This window comes from Kribbella sp. VKM Ac-2566, assembly GCF_004366005.1.
Classification (GTDB): domain Bacteria; phylum Actinomycetota; class Actinomycetes; order Propionibacteriales; family Kribbellaceae; genus Kribbella; species Kribbella pratensis.
In genome coordinates, this window is the sequence record NZ_SODT01000008.1 from 1,695,362 (window position 1) to 1,721,494 (window position 26,133).

At 64.7% G+C, this 26,133-nt stretch carries 30 protein-coding genes; 13 read left to right on the forward strand and 17 right to left on the reverse strand.

What is annotated here, in order from left to right; all coding sequences use genetic code 11:
* Nucleotides 1-350: 350 nt before the first annotated feature.
* The 3 genes from EV647_RS11105 to EV647_RS43655 all read right to left on the reverse strand — a co-directional run bounded on the left by EV647_RS11105 (nt 351) and on the right by EV647_RS43655 (nt 3,179).
* Nucleotides 351-1,802, reverse strand: a complete 1,452-nt coding sequence (locus tag EV647_RS11105) for an MFS transporter (protein ID WP_202876098.1) — start codon at nt 1,800-1,802, stop codon at nt 351-353.
* 90 nt (nt 1,803-1,892) lie between these two features.
* Nucleotides 1,893-2,468, reverse strand: coding sequence for a TetR/AcrR family transcriptional regulator (locus EV647_RS11110; RefSeq protein ID WP_134001592.1), 576 nt, complete (start codon nt 2,466-2,468; stop codon nt 1,893-1,895).
* A 513-nt stretch (nt 2,469-2,981) separates the two neighbouring features.
* The gene (locus tag EV647_RS43655) at nt 2,982-3,179 is read right to left on the reverse strand and encodes a MarR family transcriptional regulator (protein WP_202876099.1); all 198 of its coding nucleotides are present in this window, start codon (nt 3,177-3,179) and stop codon (nt 2,982-2,984) included.
* Nucleotides 3,180-3,601: 422 nt separating this feature from the next.
* Between EV647_RS43655 and EV647_RS11120 the strand changes: the two genes are divergently transcribed.
* The gene (locus EV647_RS11120) at nt 3,602-4,099 is read left to right on the forward strand and encodes a SigE family RNA polymerase sigma factor (RefSeq protein WP_134001594.1); all 498 of its coding nucleotides are present in this window, start codon (nt 3,602-3,604) and stop codon (nt 4,097-4,099) included.
* A complete protein-coding gene (locus EV647_RS11125) occupies nt 4,089-5,216 on the forward strand; it encodes a CU044_5270 family protein (RefSeq protein WP_134001596.1) in 1,128 nt (375 codons plus the stop codon). Before EV647_RS11120 ends, EV647_RS11125 begins: the two co-directional genes overlap by 11 nt.
* Nucleotides 5,217-5,801: 585 nt before the next feature.
* On the opposite strand, the gene EV647_RS11130 is transcribed toward EV647_RS11125, so the two are convergent.
* The 3 genes from EV647_RS11130 to EV647_RS11140 form a co-directional block, all read right to left on the reverse strand.
* Nucleotides 5,802-6,581: a hypothetical protein gene (locus EV647_RS11130; RefSeq protein ID WP_134001598.1), complete on the reverse strand. Its 780-nt coding sequence runs from the start codon at nt 6,579-6,581 to the stop codon at nt 5,802-5,804.
* 165 nt (nt 6,582-6,746) lie between these two features.
* A complete protein-coding gene (locus EV647_RS11135) occupies nt 6,747-7,205 on the reverse strand; it encodes a PPC domain-containing DNA-binding protein (RefSeq protein ID WP_134001600.1) in 459 nt (152 codons plus the stop codon).
* 10 nt (nt 7,206-7,215) lie between these two features.
* Nucleotides 7,216-8,616, reverse strand: coding sequence for an XRE family transcriptional regulator (locus tag EV647_RS11140; protein WP_134001602.1), 1,401 nt, complete (start codon nt 8,614-8,616; stop codon nt 7,216-7,218).
* A gap of 134 nt (nt 8,617-8,750) precedes the next feature.
* On the opposite strand from EV647_RS11140, the gene EV647_RS11145 reads away from it, so the two are divergent.
* Both EV647_RS11145 and EV647_RS11150 read left to right on the forward strand, forming a co-directional pair.
* Nucleotides 8,751-9,494, forward strand: a complete 744-nt coding sequence (locus EV647_RS11145; protein ID WP_134001604.1) for a helix-turn-helix transcriptional regulator — start codon at nt 8,751-8,753, stop codon at nt 9,492-9,494.
* A complete protein-coding gene (locus tag EV647_RS11150; RefSeq protein WP_134001606.1) occupies nt 9,494-9,970 on the forward strand; it encodes an NUDIX hydrolase in 477 nt (158 codons plus the stop codon). Before EV647_RS11145 ends, EV647_RS11150 begins: the two co-directional genes overlap by 1 nt.
* Here EV647_RS11150 and EV647_RS11155 read toward each other — a convergent pair.
* Together EV647_RS11155 and EV647_RS11160 are read right to left on the reverse strand one after the other, a co-directional pair.
* Nucleotides 9,967-10,509, reverse strand: coding sequence for an HD domain-containing protein (locus EV647_RS11155; protein ID WP_202876100.1), 543 nt, complete (start codon nt 10,507-10,509; stop codon nt 9,967-9,969). The two genes, EV647_RS11150 and EV647_RS11155, sit on opposite strands and share 4 nt — an antisense overlap.
* 43 nt (nt 10,510-10,552) lie before the next feature.
* Nucleotides 10,553-11,287, reverse strand: a complete 735-nt coding sequence (locus EV647_RS11160; protein ID WP_134001608.1) for an XRE family transcriptional regulator — start codon at nt 11,285-11,287, stop codon at nt 10,553-10,555.
* A gap of 179 nt (nt 11,288-11,466) precedes the next feature.
* Between EV647_RS11160 and EV647_RS11165 the strand changes: the two genes are divergently transcribed.
* Together EV647_RS11165 and EV647_RS11170 are read left to right on the forward strand one after the other, a co-directional pair.
* Nucleotides 11,467-11,742 carry a hypothetical protein gene (locus EV647_RS11165; RefSeq protein ID WP_202876101.1) on the forward strand — a complete coding sequence of 92 codons (276 nt, stop codon included), beginning with the start codon at nt 11,467-11,469 and terminating at the stop codon, nt 11,740-11,742.
* A gap of 186 nt (nt 11,743-11,928) precedes the next feature.
* On the forward strand, nt 11,929-12,369 hold the full coding sequence (locus EV647_RS11170; protein WP_134001610.1) for a hypothetical protein: 441 nt from the start codon (nt 11,929-11,931) through the stop codon (nt 12,367-12,369).
* 29 nt (nt 12,370-12,398) lie between these two features.
* Here EV647_RS11170 and EV647_RS11175 read toward each other — a convergent pair whose 3' ends face one another.
* From EV647_RS11175 to EV647_RS11195, 5 genes are all read right to left on the reverse strand, one after another.
* A complete protein-coding gene (locus tag EV647_RS11175) occupies nt 12,399-12,965 on the reverse strand; it encodes a hypothetical protein (RefSeq protein WP_134001612.1) in 567 nt (188 codons plus the stop codon).
* Nucleotides 12,965-13,174, reverse strand: a complete 210-nt coding sequence (locus tag EV647_RS11180) for an AlpA family transcriptional regulator (RefSeq protein ID WP_238177145.1) — start codon at nt 13,172-13,174, stop codon at nt 12,965-12,967. The genes EV647_RS11175 and EV647_RS11180 overlap by 1 nt, the downstream gene beginning before the upstream one ends.
* The gene (locus EV647_RS11185; RefSeq protein ID WP_134001616.1) at nt 13,161-13,388 is read right to left on the reverse strand and encodes a hypothetical protein; all 228 of its coding nucleotides are present in this window, start codon (nt 13,386-13,388) and stop codon (nt 13,161-13,163) included. Before EV647_RS11185 ends, EV647_RS11180 begins: the two co-directional genes overlap by 14 nt.
* A 126-nt stretch (nt 13,389-13,514) precedes the next feature.
* Nucleotides 13,515-14,444, reverse strand: a complete 930-nt coding sequence (locus EV647_RS11190; protein WP_134001618.1) for an ImmA/IrrE family metallo-endopeptidase — start codon at nt 14,442-14,444, stop codon at nt 13,515-13,517.
* 1,336 nt (nt 14,445-15,780) lie between these two features.
* Nucleotides 15,781-16,128 (reverse strand): hypothetical protein, encoded by a 348-nt coding sequence (locus tag EV647_RS11195; protein WP_134001620.1) that lies wholly within the window; start codon nt 16,126-16,128, stop codon nt 15,781-15,783.
* A 727-nt stretch (nt 16,129-16,855) separates the two neighbouring features.
* On the opposite strand from EV647_RS11195, the gene EV647_RS11200 reads away from it, so the two are divergent.
* From EV647_RS11200 to EV647_RS11230, 7 genes are all read left to right on the forward strand, one after another.
* Nucleotides 16,856-17,842 (forward strand): radical SAM protein, encoded by a 987-nt coding sequence (locus EV647_RS11200; RefSeq protein WP_134001622.1) that lies wholly within the window; start codon nt 16,856-16,858, stop codon nt 17,840-17,842.
* Nucleotides 17,843-17,846: 4 nt separating this feature from the next.
* Complete coding sequence (locus EV647_RS11205) at nt 17,847-19,052, forward strand: hypothetical protein (protein WP_134001625.1); 1,206 nt, start codon at nt 17,847-17,849, stop codon at nt 19,050-19,052.
* Between the two features lie 9 nt (nt 19,053-19,061).
* Nucleotides 19,062-19,607, forward strand: coding sequence for a hypothetical protein (locus EV647_RS11210; RefSeq protein ID WP_134001627.1), 546 nt, complete (start codon nt 19,062-19,064; stop codon nt 19,605-19,607).
* 14 nt (nt 19,608-19,621) lie between these two features.
* Nucleotides 19,622-20,131 carry an AAA family ATPase gene (locus tag EV647_RS11215; RefSeq protein WP_134001629.1) on the forward strand — a complete coding sequence of 170 codons (510 nt, stop codon included), beginning with the start codon at nt 19,622-19,624 and terminating at the stop codon, nt 20,129-20,131.
* A gap of 350 nt (nt 20,132-20,481) precedes the next feature.
* Nucleotides 20,482-20,919, forward strand: coding sequence for a hypothetical protein (locus EV647_RS11220; RefSeq protein WP_134001631.1), 438 nt, complete (start codon nt 20,482-20,484; stop codon nt 20,917-20,919).
* The gene (locus EV647_RS11225) at nt 20,916-22,301 is read left to right on the forward strand and encodes a helix-turn-helix transcriptional regulator (RefSeq protein WP_134001633.1); all 1,386 of its coding nucleotides are present in this window, start codon (nt 20,916-20,918) and stop codon (nt 22,299-22,301) included. The genes EV647_RS11220 and EV647_RS11225 overlap by 4 nt, the downstream gene beginning before the upstream one ends.
* Complete coding sequence (locus EV647_RS11230; protein ID WP_202876102.1) at nt 22,298-23,152, forward strand: DUF4186 family protein; 855 nt, start codon at nt 22,298-22,300, stop codon at nt 23,150-23,152. Before EV647_RS11225 ends, EV647_RS11230 begins: the two co-directional genes overlap by 4 nt.
* 87 nt (nt 23,153-23,239) lie before the next feature.
* Here the strand turns inward: EV647_RS11230 and EV647_RS11235 are convergent, their stop codons facing one another.
* From EV647_RS11235 to EV647_RS11250, 4 genes are read right to left on the reverse strand one after another with little or no spacing between them, the layout of a single operon-like run.
* Nucleotides 23,240-24,718, reverse strand: a complete 1,479-nt coding sequence (locus EV647_RS11235; protein ID WP_166680279.1) for a ThiF family adenylyltransferase — start codon at nt 24,716-24,718, stop codon at nt 23,240-23,242.
* Nucleotides 24,702-25,232 (reverse strand): Mov34/MPN/PAD-1 family protein, encoded by a 531-nt coding sequence (locus EV647_RS11240; RefSeq protein WP_134001637.1) that lies wholly within the window; start codon nt 25,230-25,232, stop codon nt 24,702-24,704. Before EV647_RS11240 ends, EV647_RS11235 begins: the two co-directional genes overlap by 17 nt.
* Nucleotides 25,229-25,666 (reverse strand): hypothetical protein, encoded by a 438-nt coding sequence (locus tag EV647_RS11245; RefSeq protein WP_134001639.1) that lies wholly within the window; start codon nt 25,664-25,666, stop codon nt 25,229-25,231. The genes EV647_RS11240 and EV647_RS11245 overlap by 4 nt, the downstream gene beginning before the upstream one ends.
* Nucleotides 25,667-25,674: 8 nt before the next feature.
* Nucleotides 25,675-25,947, reverse strand: coding sequence for a hypothetical protein (locus EV647_RS11250; protein ID WP_134001641.1), 273 nt, complete (start codon nt 25,945-25,947; stop codon nt 25,675-25,677).
* Nucleotides 25,948-26,133 lie beyond the last annotated feature (186 nt).

The window sequence follows — 26,133 nt, forward strand, 5'->3', positions numbered from 1 at the left end:
CACCTCACCCTTGCGGTAGGTCTTGTAGCCGCGGGACCAGTTGTTCCCCGTGGTCCTCGAGACACCGACCTCGCGCGCCGCTGCCAGGATGTTCCAGCCACGCCCACGCATCTCCATGAACCGTTGACGCTTGGCGGACTGCGGATGACGACCCGGCCCCTTCTTCACACGACGAGACTTAGACAACACAACCTCCCAATTCAGGACGAAATGTTGCAACCCGTCAGTAGAAACCACCCTTGCGTCGTTCCAGGTCGGACTGCACGGACTGTTGTCATGACGATTGACAGTAGGAGCAGACCTAGCCTGAATGGATAGGCGGCGGAGGTGCAACGGACAGTCACACGCATTCAACGTTCGGCTTCGCTGTGCTCCTCATAACAGGGTCCGCGTTGCGTGACCGCGAAGTGGCCGTCTACCCCTGCCCGCGACTGGTACAGCGCGCCGGCATGGGAGCATGACCGCGGCAGCGCGAACGCGGCGCCGGCGGCGATCGGCAGGCCGAGGGCGCCGAGAAGCACCGCAGTGCGGCCGCCGGCCGCGACCTCAGCGCGAAGCGCCCCACCCGTCAGCCCGCGAGTTCCGGCGTTGGCGATCGCGATCAGTATGCCGAGCCCGACGGCGTTGCCGACGTTCAACGTGGTCGAGGCCATGCCCGAGGCCACGCCCTGTTCGTGCGGCGCCACCCCAGAGCCAGCCGCGATCCACATGCTCGTCCACGTGATGCCTTGGCCGACTCCCATGACGATCAATCCAGGCACGATGGGGAGGTACCTGCTGGAGTCGTCGTAGCCGAGTGCGATCAATGCCGTGCCGACCACGCTGATACCGATGCCTATCAGCAGCGTGGTGCGACTCTCGAGGCGCGTCGTGACCCGCTCACCGACCTGGGTGCCGGTCGCGATCGCCACGGCTGGCACCAGGAACGCGAGCCCGGTCTCGAGGGTGGTGAACCCGTGCACGTCCTGGAAGAGCACTGTAAGGAAGTACGGCAGGCCACCGAGCGTACCCATGAAGATGAACGTGATTGCCATGACCGCGACCAGACTACGGTTGCGCAGTAGTCGCGGCGGCATGAGCGGATCGGCGCCTCGCAGTTCGACGAGCGCGAACATGGCGAGCAGGGCGACTGCCAGCGGCATGGCGGCGAGGACGCTGGCCGACGTCCAGCCAAGCTCGGGTCCTTGAACGAGCGCATAGACGAGCAGCGTTGCGCCGCCGGTGACGGTGACCGCCCCGGGCAGATCGAAGCGGCGTCTTGCGGCCTGGGGTCGGTCGCGCGGAATCACGAAGAGGGCTGCCAAGGCGACGATGCCTGCGAGCGGCACGTTGACGAAGAAGACAGCACTCCAGCCGAAGGTCTGCGTGAGGATCCCGCCGAGCAGCGAGCCCAGCGTCAGCCCGCTAGCTCCGGCCCCGCTCCACGCGGCAAGTGCCTTGTTGCGGCGAGGCCCCTCTTCGAACAGCGTGTTGATCAGCGACAGCGTCGATGGGAACAGGAAGGCCGCGCCGATCCCCTGCACTGCGCGGGCCGCGATGATCACCTCCGGGCTCCGCGCCAGTCCGCCTGCCAAGGACGAGACCGCATACAGGGCGAGCGCGGTCACGAAGATGCGGCGGCGGCCAAGCAGGTCCGCCGCCCGCCCGCCGAGCAAGAGAAACCCGCCTGCGAACACGGCGTACGCCCCTACGACCCACTGGAGCGTTTGGCTCGAGAATCCAAGTTCTGCGCCGATGTCGGGAAGAGCCACATACACGATGTAGACATCGAGCGCGAAGATCAGCTGTGCCATCGCAAGCATGACGAGGCTCCAGCCAAGGCGTGGCGGTCGGTATGTATTCACGCTGTTCTCCTCCTAGTTGGAGTAGTCAGTTCAGCGAGGAAGGAAACTTCAAAACGCCGCGAGGCTCATGTCGACGGCGTGCTCCACGAGTCGGCGATCGGCGGTGCCTATACCGATCACACGCAGCCCCTGCAATGTGTTGAGCAGGAAGGCCGACAACGCGTCCACGTCGGCGTCGGACGACAACTCACCAGCATCCCGTGCCCGCTCGAGCTCCTCGTGCAGGGCGGCCTGGCTCTGGGAGAACGCTGCGGCAACGAGCCGACGCACGTCCTCGTCCGCGGGGGCGAGCTCCAGTGCGGCATTCGCGGCGAAGCACCCACGTGCGCGGACGACGCTGAGGTCGTCCTCGGCCATGCTCAGAAGAGCGCGTCGCAACCGGGCCTTCACCGGTCCTGGTCCCTCGAGCGCTCGCCGCAACCTATCGGCGCCAAGTCCGTAACGCTTGAGCGCCAGCAAGTAGAGCTCCCGCTTGCAGCCGAACGTGCCATAGAGACTTGAGCGGTTGATCTGAAGTGCGTCGACCAAATCCTGGGTCGAGGTGCCGTCATAGCCGTTCGTCCAGAACACCTCAAGGGCGCGGTCTATTGCCTCATCGGGATCGAATGCCTTCGGACGTGCCATCACAGGCAGGTTAGCACGATTCGGAATCGATCAGTTCATAATCCGGGGATCTCGCTGATCGCTTCGCGGCCGGCAGTCTTCGACGACGGAACGGCCCAGCGATAGCTGACACTCTTGAAGCTGTCTGCCACCTCGTGGAAGCATCGCCGTGCACGTGCGTCTAATCGAGAAAGTGGCTGGTTGGCGCGCCGAGCCGTGACGCCGACGTTGAGGTTGGGCCATTGCGTGATGTCATCGTGGCCGCAGCGAAGCCCGTACCTGATGGCCTCGGAGGCTGCCCACGCCCTGACCGATCCGCCAGACGAGTTCCGCGAGCCTGCCCGCATGAGCTATCACCGGTCGCATGGCGTGCTGGAGTGGCTGTACATGGCTGTCTGGTCAGCGTCTACCTATGAGCGGAAGATGGCACTCCTGAGCAGGAGCTGAAGGCTGCGCTGCTGCGTAGGGGTGAGGCCAGCCAATGGTGAATCACGAGCGAGGAGGCTGAGTAGCCGCTCGCGAAGAGTGGCACCGTCATTTGTGAGGACGAGATTCTTGGCCCGACGGTCGCTGGGGTGCGCGGCGCTCGATCAAACCCTGCTTCTCGAGCTTGTCGACCACGAATGTTGCGTTGGAAGGCTCGCAACTCATGCGTTCGGCGAGTTCTCCCATGGCCATCGGTCCGGTCATCTCCCGCAACGCGGTCGCCTGGGCAGCGGTGAGGCCAAGCATAATGGCGCGCTCGCGCAGGTGGTTGGAACCTTCAGGTCGCAGATTCGCTGTCGAGGAGCGGGCCAAGATCGCCGTACGCGTCGACGAACACAGAAGTCCACATCGCCCAGCTTCGGTGGCAAATCGCTCTTAGAGACCCGACCTCGTCGGTCCGATTGCTCGCTGGTGGCACCGTCGCCGCGGCCGCAGATGGAAGTTGAATCACCAACACACAACGTGGCAGGACGTCCGGACGCACACCACCCCGCCGCGGAGTACAAGGACCTGCGTCGGCGACCGCGTTAACTGCCGTTGCAGTCCACTGTAGTCCACGGATTCGCCGCGGTCCCTAGAAGGCCGAGTGCGGCTGAGACAACAAATTCGGGCCAGCCCGCGTTTACCTGACAACCGGCCCGACGTCGGCGCCGATAAGAGAGGCACGAATGACCTTCGAGGAATGGGCGCCCAGTCAGCGCGGGAGGCTGCTGGGGTTCGCCACGGTGCTGTGCGGCGGTCCTGACCTGGCAGAAGACGTGGTCCAGGAGGTATTGCTGCGGGTGCACAGCAAATGGGACGTGATCAGTCGGATGGACCATCCGGATGCCTACATCCGCCGAATGTTGGTGAACGAGTTCCTCTCCTGGCGTCGCAAATGGGCGCGGATCGAACCGCACGGCGTGGTGGAGGTGATGCGCGCCGCACCTGACCATGCGACGGCCGTGGCGGACCGGATGGAGTTACTCACCCAACTGTGCAAGCTGCCCAAGCGCCAACGAGCTGTGATCGTGCTGCGCTATCTGTGCGGCCAGGGTGACGCCGAGATCGCCGAGACGCTGCGATGTTCGCCTGTCACCGTGCGGGGATACGCCTCCCGGGCCCTCGCCACTCTCCGAATCCAACTCACCTCTGACTCTCTGGAAGGTGCCACCTATGAACACTGAAGACGACCTTCGGGACAGCCTGCGGATATTCGCCGCTGCGGCCTCCCGGATGGAATCGCCCGCGGCGGCCTGGGCGAACCTCCGCGCCGAGATGCCGACAGCGAAGCGACGGCGCCGTGTCGTTCGCCCCCGGCTTGTCGTCGCCGGCGGCCTCGCCTTGACCTTGGGCGGAGCCTTCCTGGCCGCCGACGTCGTCAGCCACGACAGCAGCCCTTTACCCGGCACGGCCGCCGACGCCAGCACCTTCCTCGCCGACGCCGCCGCCCAGGCCAACGCTAACCCCGATGCGCCGATCCCACCCGGGCAGTTCCGCCAGATCACAATCCAGCAGACCTACCTGTACGAGTTCGGCACCAAGAAGATATTCAGGGCGACGACGCACATGCAGATCGACAAGTGGGTCACGGCCGACCCCACCCGCCAGTACTTGGCGAGGGTCCAGGAGCTTGTCAGAGTAGACTTCGCGACTCCCGAGGCCAGGGTGGCCGCCCGCACGTTGGCCCCGCATCTGTTCGCACGCCCGGAGCCACGCTTGTACCGCATGACCTGCAAGGGCGCCGCCATCGAGCCGAGGACTCCACCGGACGTCGTGAACGCGCCGTGTACGCCAGGTTGGCAACTCCCGACAGCCCTGTTCCTTGCCAGCCTGCCACGGGATCCGGACGCACTGCTCGCTGCGCTGCGCAAGGACACGCCCCCGGCAGGGCGTCCGGTGACGCCTCTTGAGTTGGCCCGGGCCAAGGCAACAACTCCCGACCAGAGGGCTCTCAGCCGCATCGGCGTTGTTCTGAACTCAGGAATCGCGCCGGCCGACCTGCGAGCGGCCCTTTACCAAGCCGCCGCCAAGATCCCCGGAATCCAACTCCTGGACGACGTAGTGGCTCTCGACGGCAGGCATGGCCGCGCAATCGGTCTCACCTACAACGGCTACCGGCAAGACATCATCATCTCGCCATCCAACGGACAGAGCATCGGCTCCCGCTTGGTCGTATCCAAGGACGGCGCAGCCCTACCCAACGGCGAATCGAACGTCGCCGGAGCCCTACGCGCCGGCGACGTCTACAACGCCGTCTCCTTCACCACCCGCCTCACCACCGCCGCGCCACCCACGAAGTAAGCCTCATCAACCATGTCGGCGGCCCTGTCCCTACCGACAGATCACAATCAGCGACCAAGCCGGGCGCCAGGCTCACAGAGTCGGCGTCCGGCCGCAGTACACGCGCTGCGTCCTGCCGCGAGAAGCTCTACGATGAAGGGTTCGGTCAACTAGCCGCGCCGCTATCGTGCGCCGCGTCGACACCACAAGAATTGGCCTCGGCAGCCCAAAAACCTGACCGACCGGTCTCCTGACATCGCCACAACGGCGACCACTCAGGTGCCAGACGGTGCGGTGCTGGACGGCGAGCCGGTGAACCTCGTCGACAGCCGGCTGACTTTGACGCGCTGCAACGCCGCCTGGTTACCTCGCCCCGCAAGGCTCGGCATCTGGTCGCATTCGTTCCGGCGTCGTACGTCGCGTTCTGGGGCTCGAGTCATTGCGATCAACCGTCGTCGCTCGAGCCTCGGATCAGGTGATCGCGGCGAGGGGTTGTGCTGGCAGCGTTCCGGTTGTTCATGATGCTTCCGGTGGTGTCGGGTGAGTCTCAAGTACGTTCACCTGGCCTCGCCGACCGGAACGCGACTTATAGACGCCAGGAACTGCTCACAAGCCGCGGTCGAGTTCTCGGTCCTCCATGTCGAGACAAATTGGGTCGGTTCTCGTTTTGTCACGTAACACCTGCGCCGCTGACAAGCGGCGCTCCGTGTCTCCGATCAGCCGGCCTGCAGCGGCGACAACTCGACCGCCCAGTGTCTCGACAAGCCGGATCGGTGGGTTTCTGCCGATCGTTCCTGCGGCGCTGGCCATCTGGTGCGTGGGCAGGACACCGAATCTCGCAAGCGTTGTGTAAGCAACCGATTCGGCCTCCAGTTTGCTGAGGCCATGACAGCCTGAGTCGGGGGACATCTTGTGCATGCGGAGATGAGCCAGCTCATGAGCGAGTCTCATCGCGGCGACAGCGCCGTCGAGATCGTCACTCACGATGACTCGCCGCCGTCGGCGGTCAGTGATGGCACCAGTTGATTCGTCCGGCAACTGCCGCCGGTTGACGCGGTACCCAGCATCGAGCGCAACTCGCGCCAACGCGACATACACATGCTCTGGCCGCAGGTCCCCGATCGGAGGCATCGGGCCGCCCTCTGTCTGGCTGATATCCCAGACCGTCGCAACTCCGTGCCCCTGCACCGGCCCCGCAGCGCGATCGACATCGCGCGCCGACGCAACAATCCTGATGCCGGAGGCACCACGGGCGACTCGACGTCCCTGACGTTGCCACCCGGGCCGACTATCAACGCACATGGCGTCAGGCATCTGCAACTTGATCAGAACGACATTCCTGAACGACTGACCCTGCAGAACCGCTGCCGCGTCCGGCCACCGCATCCACTGACGATCAGACCAGTTCCGCCGTACCTCCGCATCGACAGCTCTGCGGAGATCATCAACGGTCACCCGAAATCGGTTCCCGGCTCCCCCATGACTGCTACCCATGACACGAGCGTCATCAGCAGCGGACGCCCTTTGAACCCGGCAGAGAGAATCCAGGAACTAGTCGAAGGCAAGCAGCGGGACGTTGTACAGGTCCGGTTGGCGCGGGCGCGAGAAAGCCGGAGCCGTCACCTCAACCAGATACATCTCGGTGAGGAACTGAATCTTCGCGCTCAACAGATGGCTGGTGTGAGCCGTCGCCGAATGGGCCTTCAGACCGACCGACACGTGAATGTGTGGCAAGACGGTTCCGGACTCCGCGTCGTACGCGAGCGAGCCACCTCCGAGCGCCTCCACGTTCTCCAGGTGTACGGCGCTCCAGACCGGCGCGTCTGGATCTTCGAGCTTCTCGCAGGTACCGACGAGTTGGACGTCTCGCATGCCCGCGATAAACATCGGGATGAATCCCTGCCGCACGCCGTACTCCGCGCAGAACTCGGCCAGCGCCGGATAGAAGTCGTCACCATGGTCGAAATGGACCGCAAAAGTGCGGCCCATCGTCAGTTCAGCGGCGCGCAATCTCAGCTCCTCAGATGTCGTTGATGTAAGCAACGTACCGAATCGCGGTGTTCAGGCCCTGGGTGGACAGCAGCCGGCTACGTGGGTGAGCAATGTCATCCACGGCGATGGTCGCCAGTTCCTCGCAACGTCTGCGGAACCACGGCCAGGAAACGTTCAGATAGCTGGCGAGCGCCTGCAACCGTCGCTGCGCTGTGGCCTCGCCAACCAGCGGCTCCGCCGACACCTGATCGGCGATCGCGCGGAACATCGATCGGCGCGACGGCGGCGCGCTCGCGTCGACGTACCAAAGCCCAGAACCGCCCAGCCAATTCGCGACAATCGCCTCCTCGCCGAGCACGAAACCTTCGAACTCCGCGTGCTCAGGCTCGGCACTCAGCTCGACGGTGATACCGAAGGCCTCCATCAGCGCCGCAGCGAGCAGCAGGAGGACTCGCTCGTACATCGGAGACTCGGCGACGTCCGTCTCTGAGATGTAGAAGCCTCGACGCATGCGCGGGAACCAACGCGACGTACGGCGAAGGTAGTCGAACTTGTGCCGCCACAGCAGCCACGACGCAGCCTCCTCACCTCGGTTCTCCCGTGTCCAGAAGAACGGCTGCCCCGACAAACGCTCAAGGTTCCGCGTGATATGCCGAGCACAGAACCTGGACCCCAACCACTGGCTCGCGACCGCATTCAGTGTCGGGACCTCGTTCAGCGACACATCCGACGTACGTCGTCTTTCGTGGTGCGCTAGCCGGGCTTGGCTACTCACCAACTGTGCATCGTCGGCCAATAGCGCGACGTCGGTGTTCGTCGTCGCCCAGATGATGCCCACTGTCAGATCGTCGAGAAGAGCCGCTGACGAGATCGGTTGTGGTCCCGTACGTCGACCTGCGCGGTCAACGAACCGACGTCCGTCGGACGCGTAGTACCGGCCCTCATCGTCAGCGACGACCACCAGTGAACGTCGATCAGGCCGGTTTAGAGCGGCCTCCTTGGGATCGATCATCAACCAGCCCTCCCCCGGCAGCTCCGCCTGGCAGTAGTGCGCACCAACTTCCACACCGGCGTACGACCTGCCGGCCGGAAGACGCACGGTGGCGGACTGCACCGAAGGCGGGCCGGTGATCAACTCGAGAAGCGAGAGAGGGTCCGGTGCCTGCCTCGCGGTGATGCGTCGTTTGTAGAAGCCGAGGTCCGCAGGATCGGCCTTCTGAAGCACCCGGCACAGCGCCTGGCGTACATTGGCCGACGGCCAGGTGTACCAGCCACACTCCCAGTCGGAGATCGCCTTGGCTGTGATGAGCGCTTCCTTGCCGGTCGCGTGATAGATCTCGGCGCTCACCAGGTCAGCGAGCCTGCCTTGCGACATCCGGCCACGCGCTTGCCGGAGCAGCTTGTTCGGCTGACGCGACCTGTCAGCCATGAGCCCGAATCATCCTTGCCGTCATGACGGCAAGGATGATTGCTGGGACCGGGACAGCGTCACGGCACGATCGGACATCTCCGGGATGTCTCGCTTCGCCTCAAAATGTCCTGAAATGTCTTAGGTTAGATCCCGTGCCTAACGAACGACTGCGAGCCGCGATGGTCGAGCAGGGCCTGACCCATCATGCACTCGCGGAGGAGCTGGAAGTCAACGTCAAGACCGTTGAGCGCTGGGTCGTGGGCGACAAGCTCCCGTTCCCGCGCAACCGGCACCGGCTGGCAACCCGGCTCGGCAGGGACGAGACGTACCTCTGGCCGGATGCACTCTCCCGCGACCGAGCCGCAGCCGTGGCAGAAAGCGAAGTCGTCCGCGTTTACCCTCACCGCTCCGACGTGACCATGGACGAATGGCGGCAACTCTTCGAGTCCGGCGAGGAAGAGATCGGCGTACTCGTCTATGCAGGCCTGTTCCTGGCAGAGGACGCCGGGCTCCAGCGGGTTCTCCGCAAGCGGGCCAAGGCCGGCGCGCGTGTCCGGATCCTGATCGGCGATCCGGATGATCCACGGATCGCCGAGCGGGGCGAGGAGGAAGGCATCGGTACGGCCCTGGCCGCGAAGATTCGCAATGCCATCGTCCTCTACCGCGACCTGTCCAAAGTCCCGAACGTCGAGTTCCGTGTGCATCGAACCGTCCTGTACAACTCGATTTTCCGCTCCGACGACCGGCTGTTCGTGAATACGCACATCTACGGACTGCCTGCGGCACAGGCGCCCGTGTGGCACTTCCGCAAGATCCCTGGCGGCGAACTCGCGCGGCATTACCTCAACAGCTTCGAGCGCGTGTGGGACGACGCAACACCGATGACGGAGTCCTGATGGCCCAGCGCATCGACTACTACGACGATCCGAACGCGCCTGCCGCCAACAGCATGGTTCCGTCCGTGAATGTCGTCATCGAGAACGAGGCCGGCGAGATCCTGATGATCGAGCGTTCCGACAACGGCAATTGGGCGCTTCCCGGCGGAGCGATCGATCTCGGAGAGTCCATGTCGCAGGCCGGCGTACGCGAGACCAAGGAGGAAACCGGCATCGACTGCGAGATCCTCGACGTCCTCGGCATCTACACGAACCCGAAGCACATCATCCTGTACACGAGCAACGGCGAAGCGCGTCAGGAGTTCTCCATCCTCCTCCGCGCCCGCGCCACGGGCGGCGCTCCTACCCCCAGCAGCGAGAGCACCCGAGTCCGCTGGATTCCACAGTCCGAGCTCAGCAGCCTGCAGATGAATGACACAATGCGTCGCCGCATCGACCACTACCTGGAGCCAACTGCGACTGTGTACTTCGACTAGGCACAGAGCCTGCGTTGCACGTTCTGTACTGCCGACCGTAGCGCCGGCCTCGACCGCACGATCGAGCGATGTACGACGTGTTCGCGCGGATAGCGATTCAGGATCTCCTCGAGGCGCTCCTCGACGTCGACCTGGCACCCGTCGGCGGCCGCGGTCAAGTCACAGTACGTCAGGGCCTCGAGCAAGCTCTGATCGGGCAGTGGAAACTCGAGCGCGAGTCTGTCGATCCCCCGTTCATCTGCCTCGATCAGCGCACCTGTGTGGTGCGCAACGAGTTGGCAGATCATGCTGTCTGCACCGAGTACGTCGCGCAGGTATCGCGCCCCGTCGAGCGGATGGAATCCTGTCGATCGCACCACGGATGAGTAACCGATGTCGTGCAGGAAGGCGGCTGCCTCGATGAGTTCGGACCGGTCGCCGAGGATGGGTGCCAAATCGCGCGCGCGAGCAGCGACGCCCTGAGTGTGCGCCCAGCGCCGGGGCAGCTCGTCAGCGAGCAGCCGACGGGCGACCGATCTTGCTTCCACGACAGTCATCATCAGCGAGAGGGTACGACGGGCACACGCAATCGCGACAGTCACCTCAGCTCGCGAAGGACTGCACCTGGGCCTTCGCCCAGACTGCTTCGAAGCTCGCGAGATAGGAGTCGAACATCTCGCTGTCCTCCGAGTGTCGGTAGTGATAGACCGGCGACTGCGCTGCCGGAATGCCGTAGGCGTGCTGGTTGACGAGAAGTTGGCCATCCGAGCGGAACATCGAGTTGTAGAGGACGGTGTTGTGCAGCCGCAGCTCGACGCGTTCCTTCCCCAACAGCGGCCCCAGCAGGGTGAGCGAGTTGCGGACCTTCTCCCCCATAGCCTCGCCGATCTCTTCCTCGACCCCGCGCTTGACGACGTTCGTCCCGTTCGGCGCACCTAGCGCGATCCTGATTCGAACGCTGCCGCTCTTCTCGCCCAGGAGGCGCATGATCCGCGCGTCCTCGGCAAGGAAGAGCGCACTGTAGGCGAGGATACCGACCTCTGACCTGGCGGACTCGAAGAACGACAACCAGTTCTGCGAACTGATCGACGTACGTCGCGGGTAGATGCCAGCGATCTCTGCGGGCCGTCCGCCCCCTCCGTCGGTCGACCGAAGCTCAGGCCAGATCACTTCTTCGTCGACGCCGAGGAGCCGGCTGACAAGCACGCGGGTCCGACGATGCGGTACCTGGCCCCGCATCCAGTTCCGCACGGTCTTCGGGTCGACAGCGAGCTCTACCGACAGATCCAGATCAGTGAGGTTCGCGTCGTACATCGCGCGCCGGAGCACGTCGTTCACTCGGATCGCCCACCCTTACTCATGGGTAGATGTCTGTAAATGTCTGCCTGGACGGTAGCACGAAATGTCCGTAAATGTCTGGAGACAGGGTTCTGGTGTCCAGCTCACGACCGCGAGTCTTGAGGCACGCTCGACACAGTCGTCGGGCCGCAACCAAACAGAGCAAGGAGACGGAATTGATGCGCCGCGGGGAGCTGTATCGCTATCGCGATCCATCGGGAGTGAGCGGCACCGGCGTCGTCGCCTTGGTGGTGGAGTTCCCACCCAACGAGGACGGTCAGCAGTGGGTCGCCGCCAAATGGCTCGGGCCCAATCCGTGCATGACTTTCTGGCCAGGCATCGGTGACCTGCTGGAGGTCCACGGACACCTCGGCGCATCGGAGGTCCGTTGGCTGGACCCGGATCCGTTCGACCGCGACGATCCGGCACTCGCGGAGACCACCTCGCCTACATAGACCGGCGAGGCCGGCGTGTGAGCCTCACCTCCGCGTCGGTCGCGCCTTCCAAACCCCGTTGCGCGTGCCGGTCCGCAACGGGCTTGCAGGGCCCTGCCGTCGCCTCCCCTGTCGATGGCAGGGCCCACAACACGTCACTTCGGTCGAACGCGACAGGACGCACGAATGGTCAGCCTGGAAGGTGCGATGACGAACCATGACCCTCGGACGCCTACGGGGTCACTCGCGGCGCAGGGACGAATGGCGGGCAGCCGGCCCGCCTCCCATGCGTGCTATTCGTACCTCTGTAGCTGTGAACCCGAACAGCGTCGCAAGCAGGTTGACCTCCCGCGGGCCTACGCCTACCTGTGCGAGGACCTCCTGGTCTGCAGATCCGAAGTCAACCGCGCCAAGGAACGTCTTGCCCGATTCGCCGCCAGCTCCAACCTCGAGCTCGCGGCTGTCTTCATCGGGCGAGACACACGATCGACAGCTGGCTTCGGTCGACTGTTTGAGGCCGTAATTCGCGACGAGGTCAAGGTGGTGCTCGTGCCAAGCGTGCTCCACCTGATGGTTCTTGGATCTCCGAGACGCATCAAGGAGTATTTCGAGGCCGCAACCGACGCCAGGGTCATCACCATGCCCTGACGGCCTCGCCGTTCCCGCGGTCGGCGACCCTATGGCAGCGGGCCGTCCAGATTGTCCGCGTGACGGTGCCCTGTGGTGTCGGGGTATGGGGTCGGGCCGGACTTCCGAATCATTCCCGCGCTGCGCGCCGGCGTACCTTCAGCGAGCCGTTCGCCGATCCCCCGCCAGTGTCGGAGCTGCTCGTCGAGGTCGATCCGCCGGATGAGCATCCGGATCGTCCACACATCCGTTGCCACTGACGTCTGTGACCAGGCCGCACTGATTCGGAAGTGCTCGTCGAGCAGGCGCTCCACCTTGCTCAGTTTCCCTTCCAGATGCGTGATCTGGTCACCGATCAACCTAAGCGAATACCGCCGTTGGCTTCGCTCGTCGTCGACCCGTAGCGAGACGTCGAAGCCTGCCGCCTTGAGTGCTACCGCAGCCTCGTCCACATGCAAGATGCTTACTGCCTGGTAACGCGAACCTGGGAGATGCCAAGCAGCCAGGTGATGCGACCAGCACCAGCCGGCACCCCGCAGGAATGCGGCGAATTCATCGTCCTTCGGCACTCCCCGGGCCACGGTGCCCTCGTCGAAAGTGTGGGCAATCTCGATCATCAGTCCCACCTTTCGTCGAGGATCTGGTCGCTCAGGTCCGCGAACCAGGCGATGACGTCGCTCGCGCGGTACCGCAGATGACGGCCGACTCTCTTGCCTGGCGGCCCGTACCCCAAGGTTCGCCACCGGTACAGGGTCCGTTTCGGTACGTTCAAATAGGTGGCAACCTGATCGATGTCCCACAGCGGATCCGAGTCAAGCGTCGGCATCATGACCTCCCGCGTGGGGCTCGTCGGCAGCGGCACGTCGTTCTCGATCGGACTTCACGACCCGTCGGAGTTCGCGGACTGACCAGCCGAGGATCTCGGCCGCCGCCTCGGCGGATCGACAGACGCGGGCGAGCTCGGCAGTCTCAGCTGCCCAGGCAGCCTCGGCGTCGGCGACGCGTTGGTCGTACCGCTCGATGGCGACTTCCCTGGCCACAACGGCACGGTCGAGGGAGTCCCGGGCCTTGACCGCGCGGGCGGTGACGGCTTCGATCCTTGCCTGTCGTTCCCTTGCTCGTCGCAGCGCTGCGACTCTCTCGCTCGCTCCCATGGCCGAGCCGCCTCACAACGCAGGACCGTCGATGTCGTGAGTCGGGCAGGCCGAGTCGAGCTGTCGCGCTTGCACCGGAACGAGCGGGGTGCGCTGAGCGCCCAAATACTTGTCTGTCGACTCGATCAGTCGCCTAGCAGTGTTGACGACCCGCTCCCCGGTCGCCTTGATCACACCGCCCGGCTCCTTCGGATCCACCTGTCGTGCCCAATCTGCGATGTAGTCAAAGGATTCCGCTTGGCGGCTCAGCCCATGACGTGCCAGCAGGACATACGCGACCGACTCGGCCTCCACCTCACGGGTACCCCTGCATGCAGCAGTCGCGTCCGGATCGGCCGGCGAATGCATACGGACGTGCCCCACTTCGTGCGCTAACCGCGCCACTGCGCGGAAGTCGTCGAGATGATCGGCGATCACGATCCGATTGGCCCCATAGTCGGTAAAGCCTTCCGAGGAATCGCCGGTAGGCCGCACATCGACCGCAAAACCGTCGGCTGCGACGTCATGGGACAATGCATCCCACAGACCTCTGGCCGCAGCCTCATCGGGGGTCACCGGCAGGCGTGGGAGTTGAATGGGTGCGCCGACCGTAGCGGTTACGTCGTACACGACACCAATGCTGAAGCGGCGCTCCTGATGGTCTACCGAGGTCTCGGCGCCGTGATGACGGCGGGCCACCTCCTGTGAACGGATCGGTGTCAGAATCCTGATGCCTTGCCCGGTATTGACGCGCCGGCCGAGCTGCTTCCACCGCTGAGCACGTGCGACCCAACTCGCCTGCGGCATCTGAAGGTTGATCAGAACGAGGTTCCCGAACTCGTACGTGGGGAGCAACGCCGCCACATCTAGCCACCTACTCCAGTCGGATCCCGCCGCCAACCTGCTCATTTCCGCGTCCAGCACGCGATAGAGATCCTCCGCGCGCACAGCTTCCTTGCCCACAGCAACCTCCTGAGTAATCGGCTGCCAATCTCAACGGCCGAGGCCCGACAACTCCTGTCCTGGATCGCCGATCCCGGTGGCCACGTCAACGTACGGCGGCGGAGTCCTGACCGCTGGATCCGCGGTACGGCGCGACAACGCCGACGTCCCAGCGATCCGACGAGCAACCTCTGCCGCACGCGTCAGGTGATCTCCGGCGTTAGCCAGCTGGCCTGTCAACTGGCCAAAACAACTCGCGAGGTCTGTGCGCACCCATTTCGCCTGCAATGGACGCGTCCCTCCACCGGGTCGACGCAGGTATGAGATCTCTACTTGCGCCGCATCCCGGCGTGGGACAAACAGACGCCCGCGAGCGATCAGAACGCTCACCGCCCGCTCCTGCCATCGAGCGACCTGGTCTGCGGACCAGAGCAGCTCGTCAACAGCATCAATCAGCCCCGCCGCAGCCCAATGGTTACGCACCTGATGACGAGCGGCACGAATGCCGCGATCACCTCGCAGGTTCCGGTCCACCGCACTCTTCAGGTCCAAGAAGGCCACCTCGGTCTCCGGGCTCCCGTGGCCGCTCAGATCGGACAGACGCCCCCGCCAGGCGAGTCCGACATCGCGAGCCGCAGCATCAAACCTCTGGAGCTCGCGACGGACGATCTGTAGATCGATCCTCTGATCGGGCTGGAGACGAGCAGGTGCCGCAGCCAGTAGATGCGTCGTGAGATGCGCGACCTGCCCGCCAACAGTCCGCAGTTGCGCCGTCGTAGAACGCAGATCCCGCGTCAGCATGCTCTGCGGCGGCATCGAGGCGTGTGCGCGCCTCCATCTGTCCGCCAACGGCGCGATTGCCGACACGTCGTTGGCCAAGGCCGCTGGTCCGCCGGCAGCGAGCACCGCAAGGCCGCCAAGTCCACGACGGCGCACATCGGAGGCTGCGAGCTCCGCCAACTCCCGCATCGCACACCCAAGCTGGGAGCGCCCCGGCGTTCGACTCCGTGTGTTGCGTGCGACAACCTCCGCACCGATCAGGGCGATGGCGGCGACCTCCGCACGCGCAGCGGCGAGATCCTCACGCACGTCTAGCGCAGCTGCAGAGGCCGAATCCTGTACGGCGAGGAGGTCCGCACTCGCACCTATCGCCTGCGCCAGCCGTCCCAGCGAGTTGTCTGAACGCACGTCGAATCTCGACACGCCAGTCGCTGTCTTCAGACCTCCGCGCAACCACTGCAAGTGGTGGCTCGTCGCGGCGAGGACAGCGTCCCAATCACCCATCACCTCAGCCTCATCGGGATACACCCTACGCTGCGCGCTCACAGCGATACGCCGCGCGGTACGGAGCAAATCCTCATACGTCGCGCGCATCCCGGACCCTCCGGATGTCCGCCGCGGTCGTCCGCAGCGCATCACCCAACGCGAGCCTCCAACTGAGATCCTCGATTGGTACGTCGATCTGCACCGCGAGCCGGGCGGCCTCATCCAGCAGCTCCACCGGATCCCCATCCGATTCACCGTCGTACCGCACGTAAGGCATGATCTCGAGCAACTCACACAGCCGATACCGGCTGAACGCTGTCATCGCCCACCGCCCGTCGGCGGCTCCCACCTCGAGCGCCTCAACAATCGCCTCAGCCCGAGTCACCAGCTCCACCACACGCTGCCGCACGTCGTCGCCCTTCGCCCGCTTCTCGTCCATCTGCAGCTCCATTCGAGTCCTGGATCCCACAGCCCAGGACATATGTCCGGGGCCACGGCGACTCAACGGATGCCACAGACAACTTTTCGGCTCAACGGCAAGATTTGCCCGGCCAAGCTGCCGGAACGGCTCTTCAGGCCGGCATGCTCAGACGACGCGCAGGAACTGCTTGGGGACGCTCAGACCAGCCGGATTCGAAGATGGTGTAGATCTCTTCCGGTCTTCCGGGCGGTTTGCGCCCCAGGCGGGAGTCTGCGTTCGACCTGCACGTTTGTTTCCCAGCGCTGCGCAGCCCTACGCATCACTTGCTATCGTCCCACGGAACTGTGACGCAGCAGGTACTTGCCCATAGCAACCTTGAACCAAATGTGAACCGCGCTCAACCCCAACTCTAGGTGAGTCAGCAACGGAACCACACACTCGAGACGAGGCGGCCGGCGAGCCTGACTGACTCCTACTGCGATCGTCGCAGGCTGCGTGCAGAATCAGGTTGAACCAATCCATGTTACAACCACTCCGCAGGGCGGAACTGGTACTGCAGCGGCGGTTTCGACATGTAGGCTGATCATCACCGGCCCATTCCACGCAGGGCGAGGGAAGTGCCCGTGACGTCCTCGATTCTGCCCGCGGCGGAGAAAATCGCGCCGCCGTCTCCCGAGCAACGTTCACCGACTCCGTCGCATTCGACGGCACCGTATGCTAGTGGTATGTAAGTCTAGGGGGCAGCATGGGCACATTCATCGACACCGATCCGGTGTCGGCCGACCTTCGGCTACGCATGATCAACCACGATCGACGAGCAATCTCCCTTACCCGGTTCCCGGACAGTGACCAGCTCGCTGACCTCTCGGTAGCTCCCAACTGCGATGGCTTCGGTCGCGTTCATACCTTCGTTGAGGACGCGTTCGAAGACTGGCCGGTGAACCCACTGCCCATTCGGCCCGCGGCTCGTGCGCTTGGTCTCAACTCGCCCATATCGTTACAAGCGCAGGTGTTTCAGAACTCGGGTTGCAACTGGCGTTGCTGGTACTGCTACGTCCCGTTCGCCGACTTGACAGCGCGGCGCGGAACCATGGTTGCTGTATCCGAGATGGTGGAGGGAACTCTGCGCGCCCACGACGGACCGCATGTGGTCGACCTCAGCGGCGGTCAGCCGGACCTGACGCCAGAGTGGCCGGTGTGGTTCCTCCAGAAGCTTGATGACCGCAATGCGGCGCACGTCTATGTGTGGTCCGACGACAATCTGAGCACCGATTACCTGTGGACCACCTTGTCCCCCGAGGAGCGGGACTTCCTTGGGGAGCACCCTCGGTACGGCCGCGCCTGCTGCATCAAGGGTTACGACGCGGAATCATTCTCGTTCAACACGCTCGCAGCGCCGGCGATGTTTAGGCGCCAGTTTGATCTGCTCCGCCGCCTGCGGGAGACGACCCGCATCGACTACTACGTGTACCTGACGATCACGACACCCACCACGGTCGGGCTGGTTCAGCGGATGCGGGCGTTCGTCGACGGCCTGCAGAAAATTCATGAGTGGCTCCCGCTGCGCTGTGTCCCGCTGAAGATCCTCGAGTGGGGTCCAGTCACCCCGCGCCTGACTCCCGAGCGGCAGGAGGCACTTCAGCATCAGATCGCAGCCGTCGACGCATGGCGCGAGGAGATCGAACGTCGCTTCCCCGGCGCCAAACCGGCGATCGAAGATGTCCCACGCTGAGCGCTTGGCCTCCGAGCCTGAGGTCAACTTGTACGTGGCGTCGCTTGTGCGGCGCCATGGTCACGACGCCGAGGGACTCGAACAGCTCGTCCGCGCCTGTCACGGCGCCTTCCCGACCGTGGTGCAAGCCATTGCTCGGAAGATGGCGCAAGATGACCCTGGCTCAATCGACCCTGCGGCTCTCGCTCGAACCCTCACCGATGCCGGCCGGCTCGATGCCGCCGACAGCGTTCTTCCCATACCGCACCCGCTTGACCTCGAGTGGCGATTCTCTTCGAGCTGCTGTGCCGCACTGGCGAGACTCGTCGACGAAGTACGCCAACCGGGAGAGCCAGTTGCCCTCCTAGGCACTCCCGGGTTCGCGGAGCGGTTCCACGAGTTCGCGAAGCAAGGAAGCGCGACCCTGTTCGAGGGACGGCTCGAAGCCTGCAACGCATTGAGATCGATCCCATCCCTGGACATCGTCCCCGGCGACGTACAGGAGACCTGGCCACAGCACAGCCAAGGCTTCATGGCAGCCGTCGCCGACCCTCCGTGGTATCCGTCAATCACCGAGATCTTCCTACAAGCAGGAGCAGGGCTGCTCAGAACAGGCGGCGTCCTCTACTTCTGCGCCCCAGGTCTCGGCACTCGTCCAAACCTGCCCAGAGAGCGCGCGAACCTGACGAAGGTTGCCCTCGACAACGGATTAGTGCTCGAAAGCCTCAGCCCCAGCGTGATCGAGTACGAGTCGCCACCATTCGAGATCGCCGCGCTCGCCGCAGCTGGCCTTCACGCGTACGACAGTCGATGGCGGCGAGGAGACCTCCTCCGGTTCCGCCGGCTGTCGACCAACCACGACTCCGCGCTGACGACTACCGACAAGAGACATCACGCTGCCAGGGCCGAGGACTGGCGAGAGGTCTCAATCGGCCGCGGGCGCATCCGCGTCGACGTGGCGTCTCGGTATCCTGGCGCTGCACTGCTGGAGTCGATCGTGCCCGGGGATGTACTCGACAGCGTCTCCACCCGCGATCCTCGGCGAGTCGGGGTCAACGTGTGGACGGCAACGAATAGGGTCTTCCGCACAGGCATCCCCGAGGCCCTGCTAACAAGTCTGGAGGCAGTGATGACTGGAGCCAGCCACGACGGTGACGATGAGGTCGTAAATGCCGCGCACCGTCTCATCGCAGATGAGACTTGCACTCTCCGTTCGCTCGGAATAGATTAGAAAAAGGCAATGAATGCATTTGAAGAGCTGTATAGCTATATCACGAGCGAACCGTCGGCCGGTGGCCCATTATCTCTTAACGACCTTCAGAAATGGGCTGATGAACTAGGGGTGTCTGTTCACCTGGCGATTATGACGGAGCCGTACCTTTCGAAGGTTTGCACCGGCGAGAAGTACATCGAATCTCGCCTAACCAAGGTCAACATCGCTCCTTTCGAGCGCGCATCAGCCGATGATATCGTCCTATTTAAACGCTCGGGCGGCGCCATTACCGCTATGGCGCTCGTCGAGGACACACATTTCGAGTACCTTTCGCCGAGGGAAGGACCGAAATCTCTGGCCGAGCGGTACGCCGACGGACTCGGTTACGAGCCCGGGTACCTGGAGACCAAGATGCAGGCCAGGTTCGCCAGCCTCCTCTGGTTGCGGGAGGTGCGGACCGTACCGAAGATTGCGCTGGCCAAACGAGGACGCCAGGCGTGGATCACCGTCCGCCCCTTTGCGATGCATCAATCAGCGCCGACCAGTGTTGGTTCACCGGAAATGCTCTTCTAGGCCGCGGAGAGCCTGTGCGAGCAATCATTCTGGCCGGGCCGATGGCAGCCGGCAAGACCACCATTGGGCGCATCGTCGCCGCGGAGACCGACTGTCTCATGCTGTCCTTCGGCAGCCTCGTGCGGCAGGAGGCCCAGCGGCGTGGGCTGCCCGATGATCGCGTCACCCTTCAGGGACTCGGGCAAACCCTGCTCGAAACCCTTGGCGCCCGCGGCATGAGCGAAGCCCTGGTGGCGTCCCACCGCACCAATGTCATCATCGAGGGCGTGCGCCACGTCGAAGTCCTGGACGCCCTGCTGGAGATGTTGGACAGGCCGCTGTTCGTCTACCTGACGGCACCCACCGCAGTCCTGGATAGCCGATGGAACGATCGCGGTGCGACGCTCCAACGAGACGACGCCACTGACCACGTCATCGAGAGCGAGCAGGCCGGGCTGCAGGCCCGGGCTGCCATCACCATCGACACCTCGCAGATGCCGGCGTCGACAGCGTCGCGCATCATCGCTGCCGCGGCTGCCGACTAGCCCTCGTCGGTTTCGCCTGCGCTCGAAGCGAGGAGCAGGCGACGATCTCGCCGGGCGATTACCCGGAGATCCCACGCACCAAGACCGCGAGCGACTCGACTTAAACACCAGGGTGCGTCAACTACGGTCAGTGATCGTCGATGCTAGATCTTCGTGCGACTCGCTGGACGTGTTCACCCAGGCCCGCCGCGGCCGCCAGCCGATCCGGGCGATCGCGCGGTCCAGAGCGGCTTCTCGACGCCACTCGGGGCCCAGTGCGCTGAAGTGGTCGGCAGGTTTCGACCAAGGCCGGATCCCGTCGGCGACGAGCGGCAGGTTGCAGCCCGGGGACACAATGATATTGTTGTGTTGTGCTGCCAGAGCTGACGTCCGCTGGAGTGCTCCCGCCGGGGATACACAAGGCGAGCTGGGATGACCTCGTTCGCCGTTTCGGTACGAACGAGCGACGACGCGTGCTGCTCGGGGGTCTCAGTTTCGCCTGCGCGGCGCTGAGCGCGGCGGGCTGTGCCCAGCTGTGGGTGGATGGCAGCTTCGTAACCGACAAGGAGCAGCCGGGCGACTACGACGCGTGCTGGGACCCTGTTGGGGTCGACGACAAACTTCTTGATCCGGTCCTGATCGATTACAGCCGCGCGGGGCGGGCGGCCATCAAGGCCAAGTACCTGGGTGATGTGTTGATCGCCGGCGTCGAGGGCCGGTCCGGCCTGCCGTTCGTGGAATTCTTTCAACGCACTCGCGACGGTGGCACGAAGGGAATTGTGCTGATCAATCCGGTGGAGGTTCCATGATTCGCAACGAGCGTCAGTACAGGGTGACGCTGAGCGAACGCGATCGCCTCCTGGCTGAGCTTGCCGAGGGCAAGGTCGCCGATGTACCAGGGTGGATCCTCGCGGTCACACGTGAGGCCCTGACGTCACAGGTCCTGGAGATGGACGACGAGATCGCGGAGTACGAGGCGTTGCGTTCGGGAGCTGCGCCCGCAGCAACGCAGGTCGCTGACCTGTCCGAGCTCCCCCGTGCACTTGTATCAGCCCGTATCGCCTCGCACCTCACCCAACGAGATCTGGCCGAACGCTTAGGGCTGCGCGAACAGCAGATTCAGCGGTACGAGGCCAATGACTACGCCGGCGCGAGCATCAGCCGACTCGAAGAGGTCATGCAAGCGCTGAACGTCACGTTCAGAGGCGAAGTTTCCCTGCCCTCCGTCGGGGCCAACGGAGGTGCGCTGCGCCGCAACTTGACCGACATGGGTCTGAGCAAGGCGACCTTGAGCCGTCGGTTCTTCGGAGGCGACATCGGCGGAACGCCAACAGCTGGCTGGATGCACGCCGCTGCACGCGCCGCAAGGATCTTCAGGGCGGACATCAACGATGTCCTAGCCGGTAGGATTCCAACCGTTGCTAACGCCGGCGCGTTCCGAGCGTCACGCGCAGCCAACCGCGAGACCGTGAACGGATACGCCCGCTACGCGGAGTACCTCGGGGAACTGCTGACACGGGCCTGCACCGTCGACTATCAACCGTTGCCTGACCTCCCCGCAATCCGAAGCCAGCTCGCAGATCAGTTGGTCGACAAACCGCTGTACGCGCTGACAAGACTGTGCTGGCAGCACGGTGTTCCGATTCTGCCGCTGTCAGATCCCGGCTCGTTTTATGGAGCGTGCTGGCAGGTCAGCGGCCGGCCCGTCATCGCTCTCAAGCACGGCGTTCGTAGCCCCGATCGCTGGGCTTTCCTTCTGGCTCACGAGGTCGACCACGCACGCAACCCCAGCGAAGAGCCGGTCATCGAAGCAGACCTCGAGGCCCGCGAGTGGAGGGAACTGCCGAGCGAGCAAGCCGCGGACGACTTTGCTTCCCAACTGCTGCTCAGCGACGCGGCAGAGGCGATGCTGCATGTAGCCGTCGACCAGGCCAACGGAGATATCGCCCGGCTCAAGTCAGTGCTACCTGCGGTCGCGGCTGCCGGCGAGGTATCAGTAGGGCTCTTGGCGGACTACGCCGCGACCAGAATTGGCGCTCAGGGCATCAACTGGTGGCCGACCGCGAACCGGCTCCACGAGTCTGAAGAAGACGCCTGGACAGTTTGTCGAAGCATCCTCTTCGAGTACGTCGACTTTTCGCGGCTCGACGCGCTGGACCGTGAGATCCTCATTGACGGGATCGGGATATGAGTCGTCACGACTTCGCTCCAGACCTCCTGAAGCGCCTGCGCGAGCAGATCGAGGCCAAGCAGACCGAGCTCGCCAAGGCACCGGCCGACGCTGGGCTCGTTCCGCTCAAGATCGCCTGCACCATGACTTCGTGTCGCAACGGCAGGCATTGCCTCGATTTCATGCGTCGCCCACACAAGGACTCGGCAGCTGTCGCACCGGGCAGCTGCCGAGACTGCGGCGCCCCCGTCATTACCATGCCCGACTCCGGCGATCAGCAATACGGGAGTCCCGAGCAACTGCTGCAAACGTGTATGGACCAGCAACACGAGCTGATCCGCGCCCACTACTGGAATGTGCCGATCGATCGGTGGGCCTACAACCAGGCGCTGCGGCTGGGCCGCATCGAGTTGCAGCGCCGCATTGAGCAGAGGGTTATCGATGCGCTGACCTCGACCGATATCTGGGCGGGCCGCGCGGCGGCGTATTCGAAGAACATCGTCGCCTACGCCCAGCACGCGACCGCGACGTGCTGCCGCAGCTGTGCGGCGTACTGGCATGGACTGCCCCGCGACCGTTCGATCCAACCGTCGGCCGCGCAACTTGAGCATGCCGTCTGGGCAGCCCAGGCCTGGCTCGCAATCAGGCTCCCTGATCTGCCCACCCACGGACAGTCAATTGGCGCGATTCCACGAACTTCACTCTTGAGCAGCGCAGAGGCGAGCGCGATCGACGACGTCGTCATGGAGAGACTCGCCGACGGCGTCGATCCGGCCGGCCTCGTCGTGCCAGACGACTCCCACCTGGAGGTCACGGCCATCAGAAGCGGCCTGGTGATCGCGCGCACCATCGATATCAAGAACGGACACTGAGCATCCGCCGCATAACGACCTGACCGGCGGGCCCCGCTGGACCAGCGGTATGCCGCGAGTCGGATCTCGCCTGAGGTTCCGACGTTCTCAGGCGCGCTGTTGCCGCACCGCCTCGATGACGCTTGCGCTGGTTTGACAGTAGCAGCCTGCATGTGGTCGCCGGCCGTCGACCATGTCTGGGTGGGGTCCGTAGAGGGTGTCGTATTCCACCTGCCGGGTCGTACCAAGGTTGGTTGTTCGGCTGCGGGCGATCAGTGCACCGATCATCAGGCTGGCGACCTGCTGGGCGACGAAGGCTGCGGACGGCCGAAAGTCGACGGGTCCGTCGTCGGCGGTGAGGCCGATGAGCCGGGCCAGGCCGCAGACCGGCCGTCCGAGGTGTGGCCGGAGCCGTCGCCGTTCGTCGGGTGAGCGGCCGCGGAGGTCGTCCTCGGTCAGGGGGTCGTCGCCGCGGGCTATCCGCGGTAGAGGCAACCCGGTCGCTTCATGGATGCGCTGCTCGAGGCTAGGCCCGGTCGGGGCGTTCGGGAAGTAGCAGCGCATGCACGGACCGGTTGGGCGTGCCTCGTGAAGGCTGACGGTTGTACCGGCGCGACCGCCGGTGCCGCCGTCGAGGATGAGGTCGGGATAGATCCGTTGCATGTCATGGCGGGCCGCGATGTTGTCGAGGGCGCCGAGCACGGAGGCGGGCATCTCGAGTTGCCGGGCGTCGATCCTGGCGATGAGGTCGTCGATCGTTCCGTGCACCGCGCTGACGTCGATCAGCGGAAGCGCGGCCTTCACGAGGTCGACCTTGGGCACAGCACGTGCGGCGTCGTGCGTGGTCCCGAGACTATAGGTCATGACATTCGGGGGCTCGAACACTTCCTTGTCCACCACGATCAATTCACCGGTTGCCTCCAGCATGCTGAGAATCAGGGCGACGGCGGTGCCGATCGCGCCTGCGCCGGCGAGCGCGAGCCGTTCGACGTGCACCGGCGCCGGGGCAACGCTGTCCGATCCGGTGAGTGTGACTGGGCAGAAGTCGAGGCTCGTGATCTGCCGGTAGGTGCCGGGCTTGAGGCCGGTGACGGACTTGAAGACCTCGCCGGTCAGCAATGCGGCGGTCAGCATCGCGCCGAGACCGCTGCCGCGATGGCGCAGTGACCGGAACGCGTGCCCCGTGCGGCGGATCGACGCGCCGTGGCCATCCGGGGCACCCGTGACGTCGGCTTCGGAGTGATCGAGGCCAAGGCGCGCATGGAACGCCGATGGCGGCATGCCGCCGATGGTGAGAGGCCGGTCGGGGTCGATGCCGGTCGCGAGGTCCTGGAGCCGGTCAACAAGATCGTGCCCGAGACGGTTCGCTCCGTGCCCCGGGTCGAGGCTGAGCTGAACGGGCAGACGCCGCAGATCAGCGACGAGGACCTCGAGCGCCGTGGCGCTGCCCGGCACCGCGGGGTCGATCGAGACGTGGACCCGGGATGCTTCGATCCGCGCCCGCAGGCTGCCCCCAGCGTCACCGGTGTCGCCCGCTGCCGCGCTCGCGACCAGGAGGCTGCGGCTGTAGTCACTCGACACGGACACCGTCCCCATCGAAGACAACTGACGTGACGGAGCGCCGCGAGTCGTCGATCGCCGGAGCCGGTATCGGCGTCCACTCCGATCCACGCTCTCCACCACGATCCGCACCAGGATCCGTGCGGTAGGTCCACCATCCCCAGGCGGACGGGTCGGCGGGCGGGTCGGCAAACGTGGGTACGACGGCGCTGATGAAGCCGGGGACCTGCAGGCCGCCTTCGCGGTCGGTTCGAGACAGGAACGCCTCTTCGCCGTGGGAGTGGACCATCGCGCGGACCTGCAGGCCGTGGTCCTCGGCCCAGGTGAAGATGGTGTCGAACGCGGGCCGCTCGATGAGGAACATGCCGTACTTCCGGGTGATGCCGGCCAGACCGGCGATCGCGACCGCCTGCACTTCAGACTGGCCTCGCCCTGTCAGGAGTAGGCCGCCGGTTTCGACGCCGGCGCGGCCGTGGTCGCGGATGTCGTCGCAGATTCGCTGGATGGCCGCGGGTGGCAGGCTGAGCGGGGAGGGGTTCATGCGGCGCGGGCTCCTTGGACGCGGTTGATGTCATCGATCAGGTTCTCGACGACGTACAAGAACGGGTTGCCGTTGTTGCGCCAGGCGTGGGTACCGGTGGCCCATTCGGCGTGCAGGTTCTGCCCCTCGGCCGTGAACGGCTTGCAGATGTCGACTGGTGCGCGGTAGCCCGCGGCGGCGGGCCACCCGCGCGGATCGCCGGTCGGTTCACCGACCGCGGTGGCGAACAGGATCGACGGTGGGCGGTGCGGGTACACCGACCAGGCCACACGAGCGACGAATGCGGCAGCAGCGGGGTTCGTGGGCCTGATGGTCACCCAGTACAGGCCCGCAGGGTCGTCGTTGCGGCGGGCGAGATGCCCGCCGGTGGTGGCCAGGTAGGCCTCCACCGCCGGGACGTCCCGCGCGAGGGCGACGGTGCTCTCGGCGTCCATGATGCCGATCAGCTCGCGCCCTGGATGGTTTCGGTCCGCAGTTTCAGGTGCAGCGACCGGGCGTGGCCGGCCACGTCACCGACGGTCGTGTCGGCTGGGACCTCGTCGCCGTCGTGCTTGAGGTAGTACCGCGTGGTGCCGTCGGTGGCGACGCCGAACCCGGTCAGGGCGTCGCGGAGCACGTCCCCGATCAGGGAATTGGTCTCGTACTCGTGGTCGTAGTCGTGGTCTGCGGCCGCGAACGTCACCTTGACCTTGATGGTCTTGAGCTGGACAGGCATTACGTCTCCTCGGTGCTGAGAGATCTGGAGCGGGGGTCAGGGCGTTGGCCTGCCCGCCCGCCGGCAGCTCCGGAACCCGAAGCCGTGGTCAGTATAACAACCAGTGCGGTTGCGGTTGCAACCACAACCGCACTGGTTGCCTTCGGGGCCAGGCGCAGGCAGACTGTTGGGGTGGCGGACGTGGCG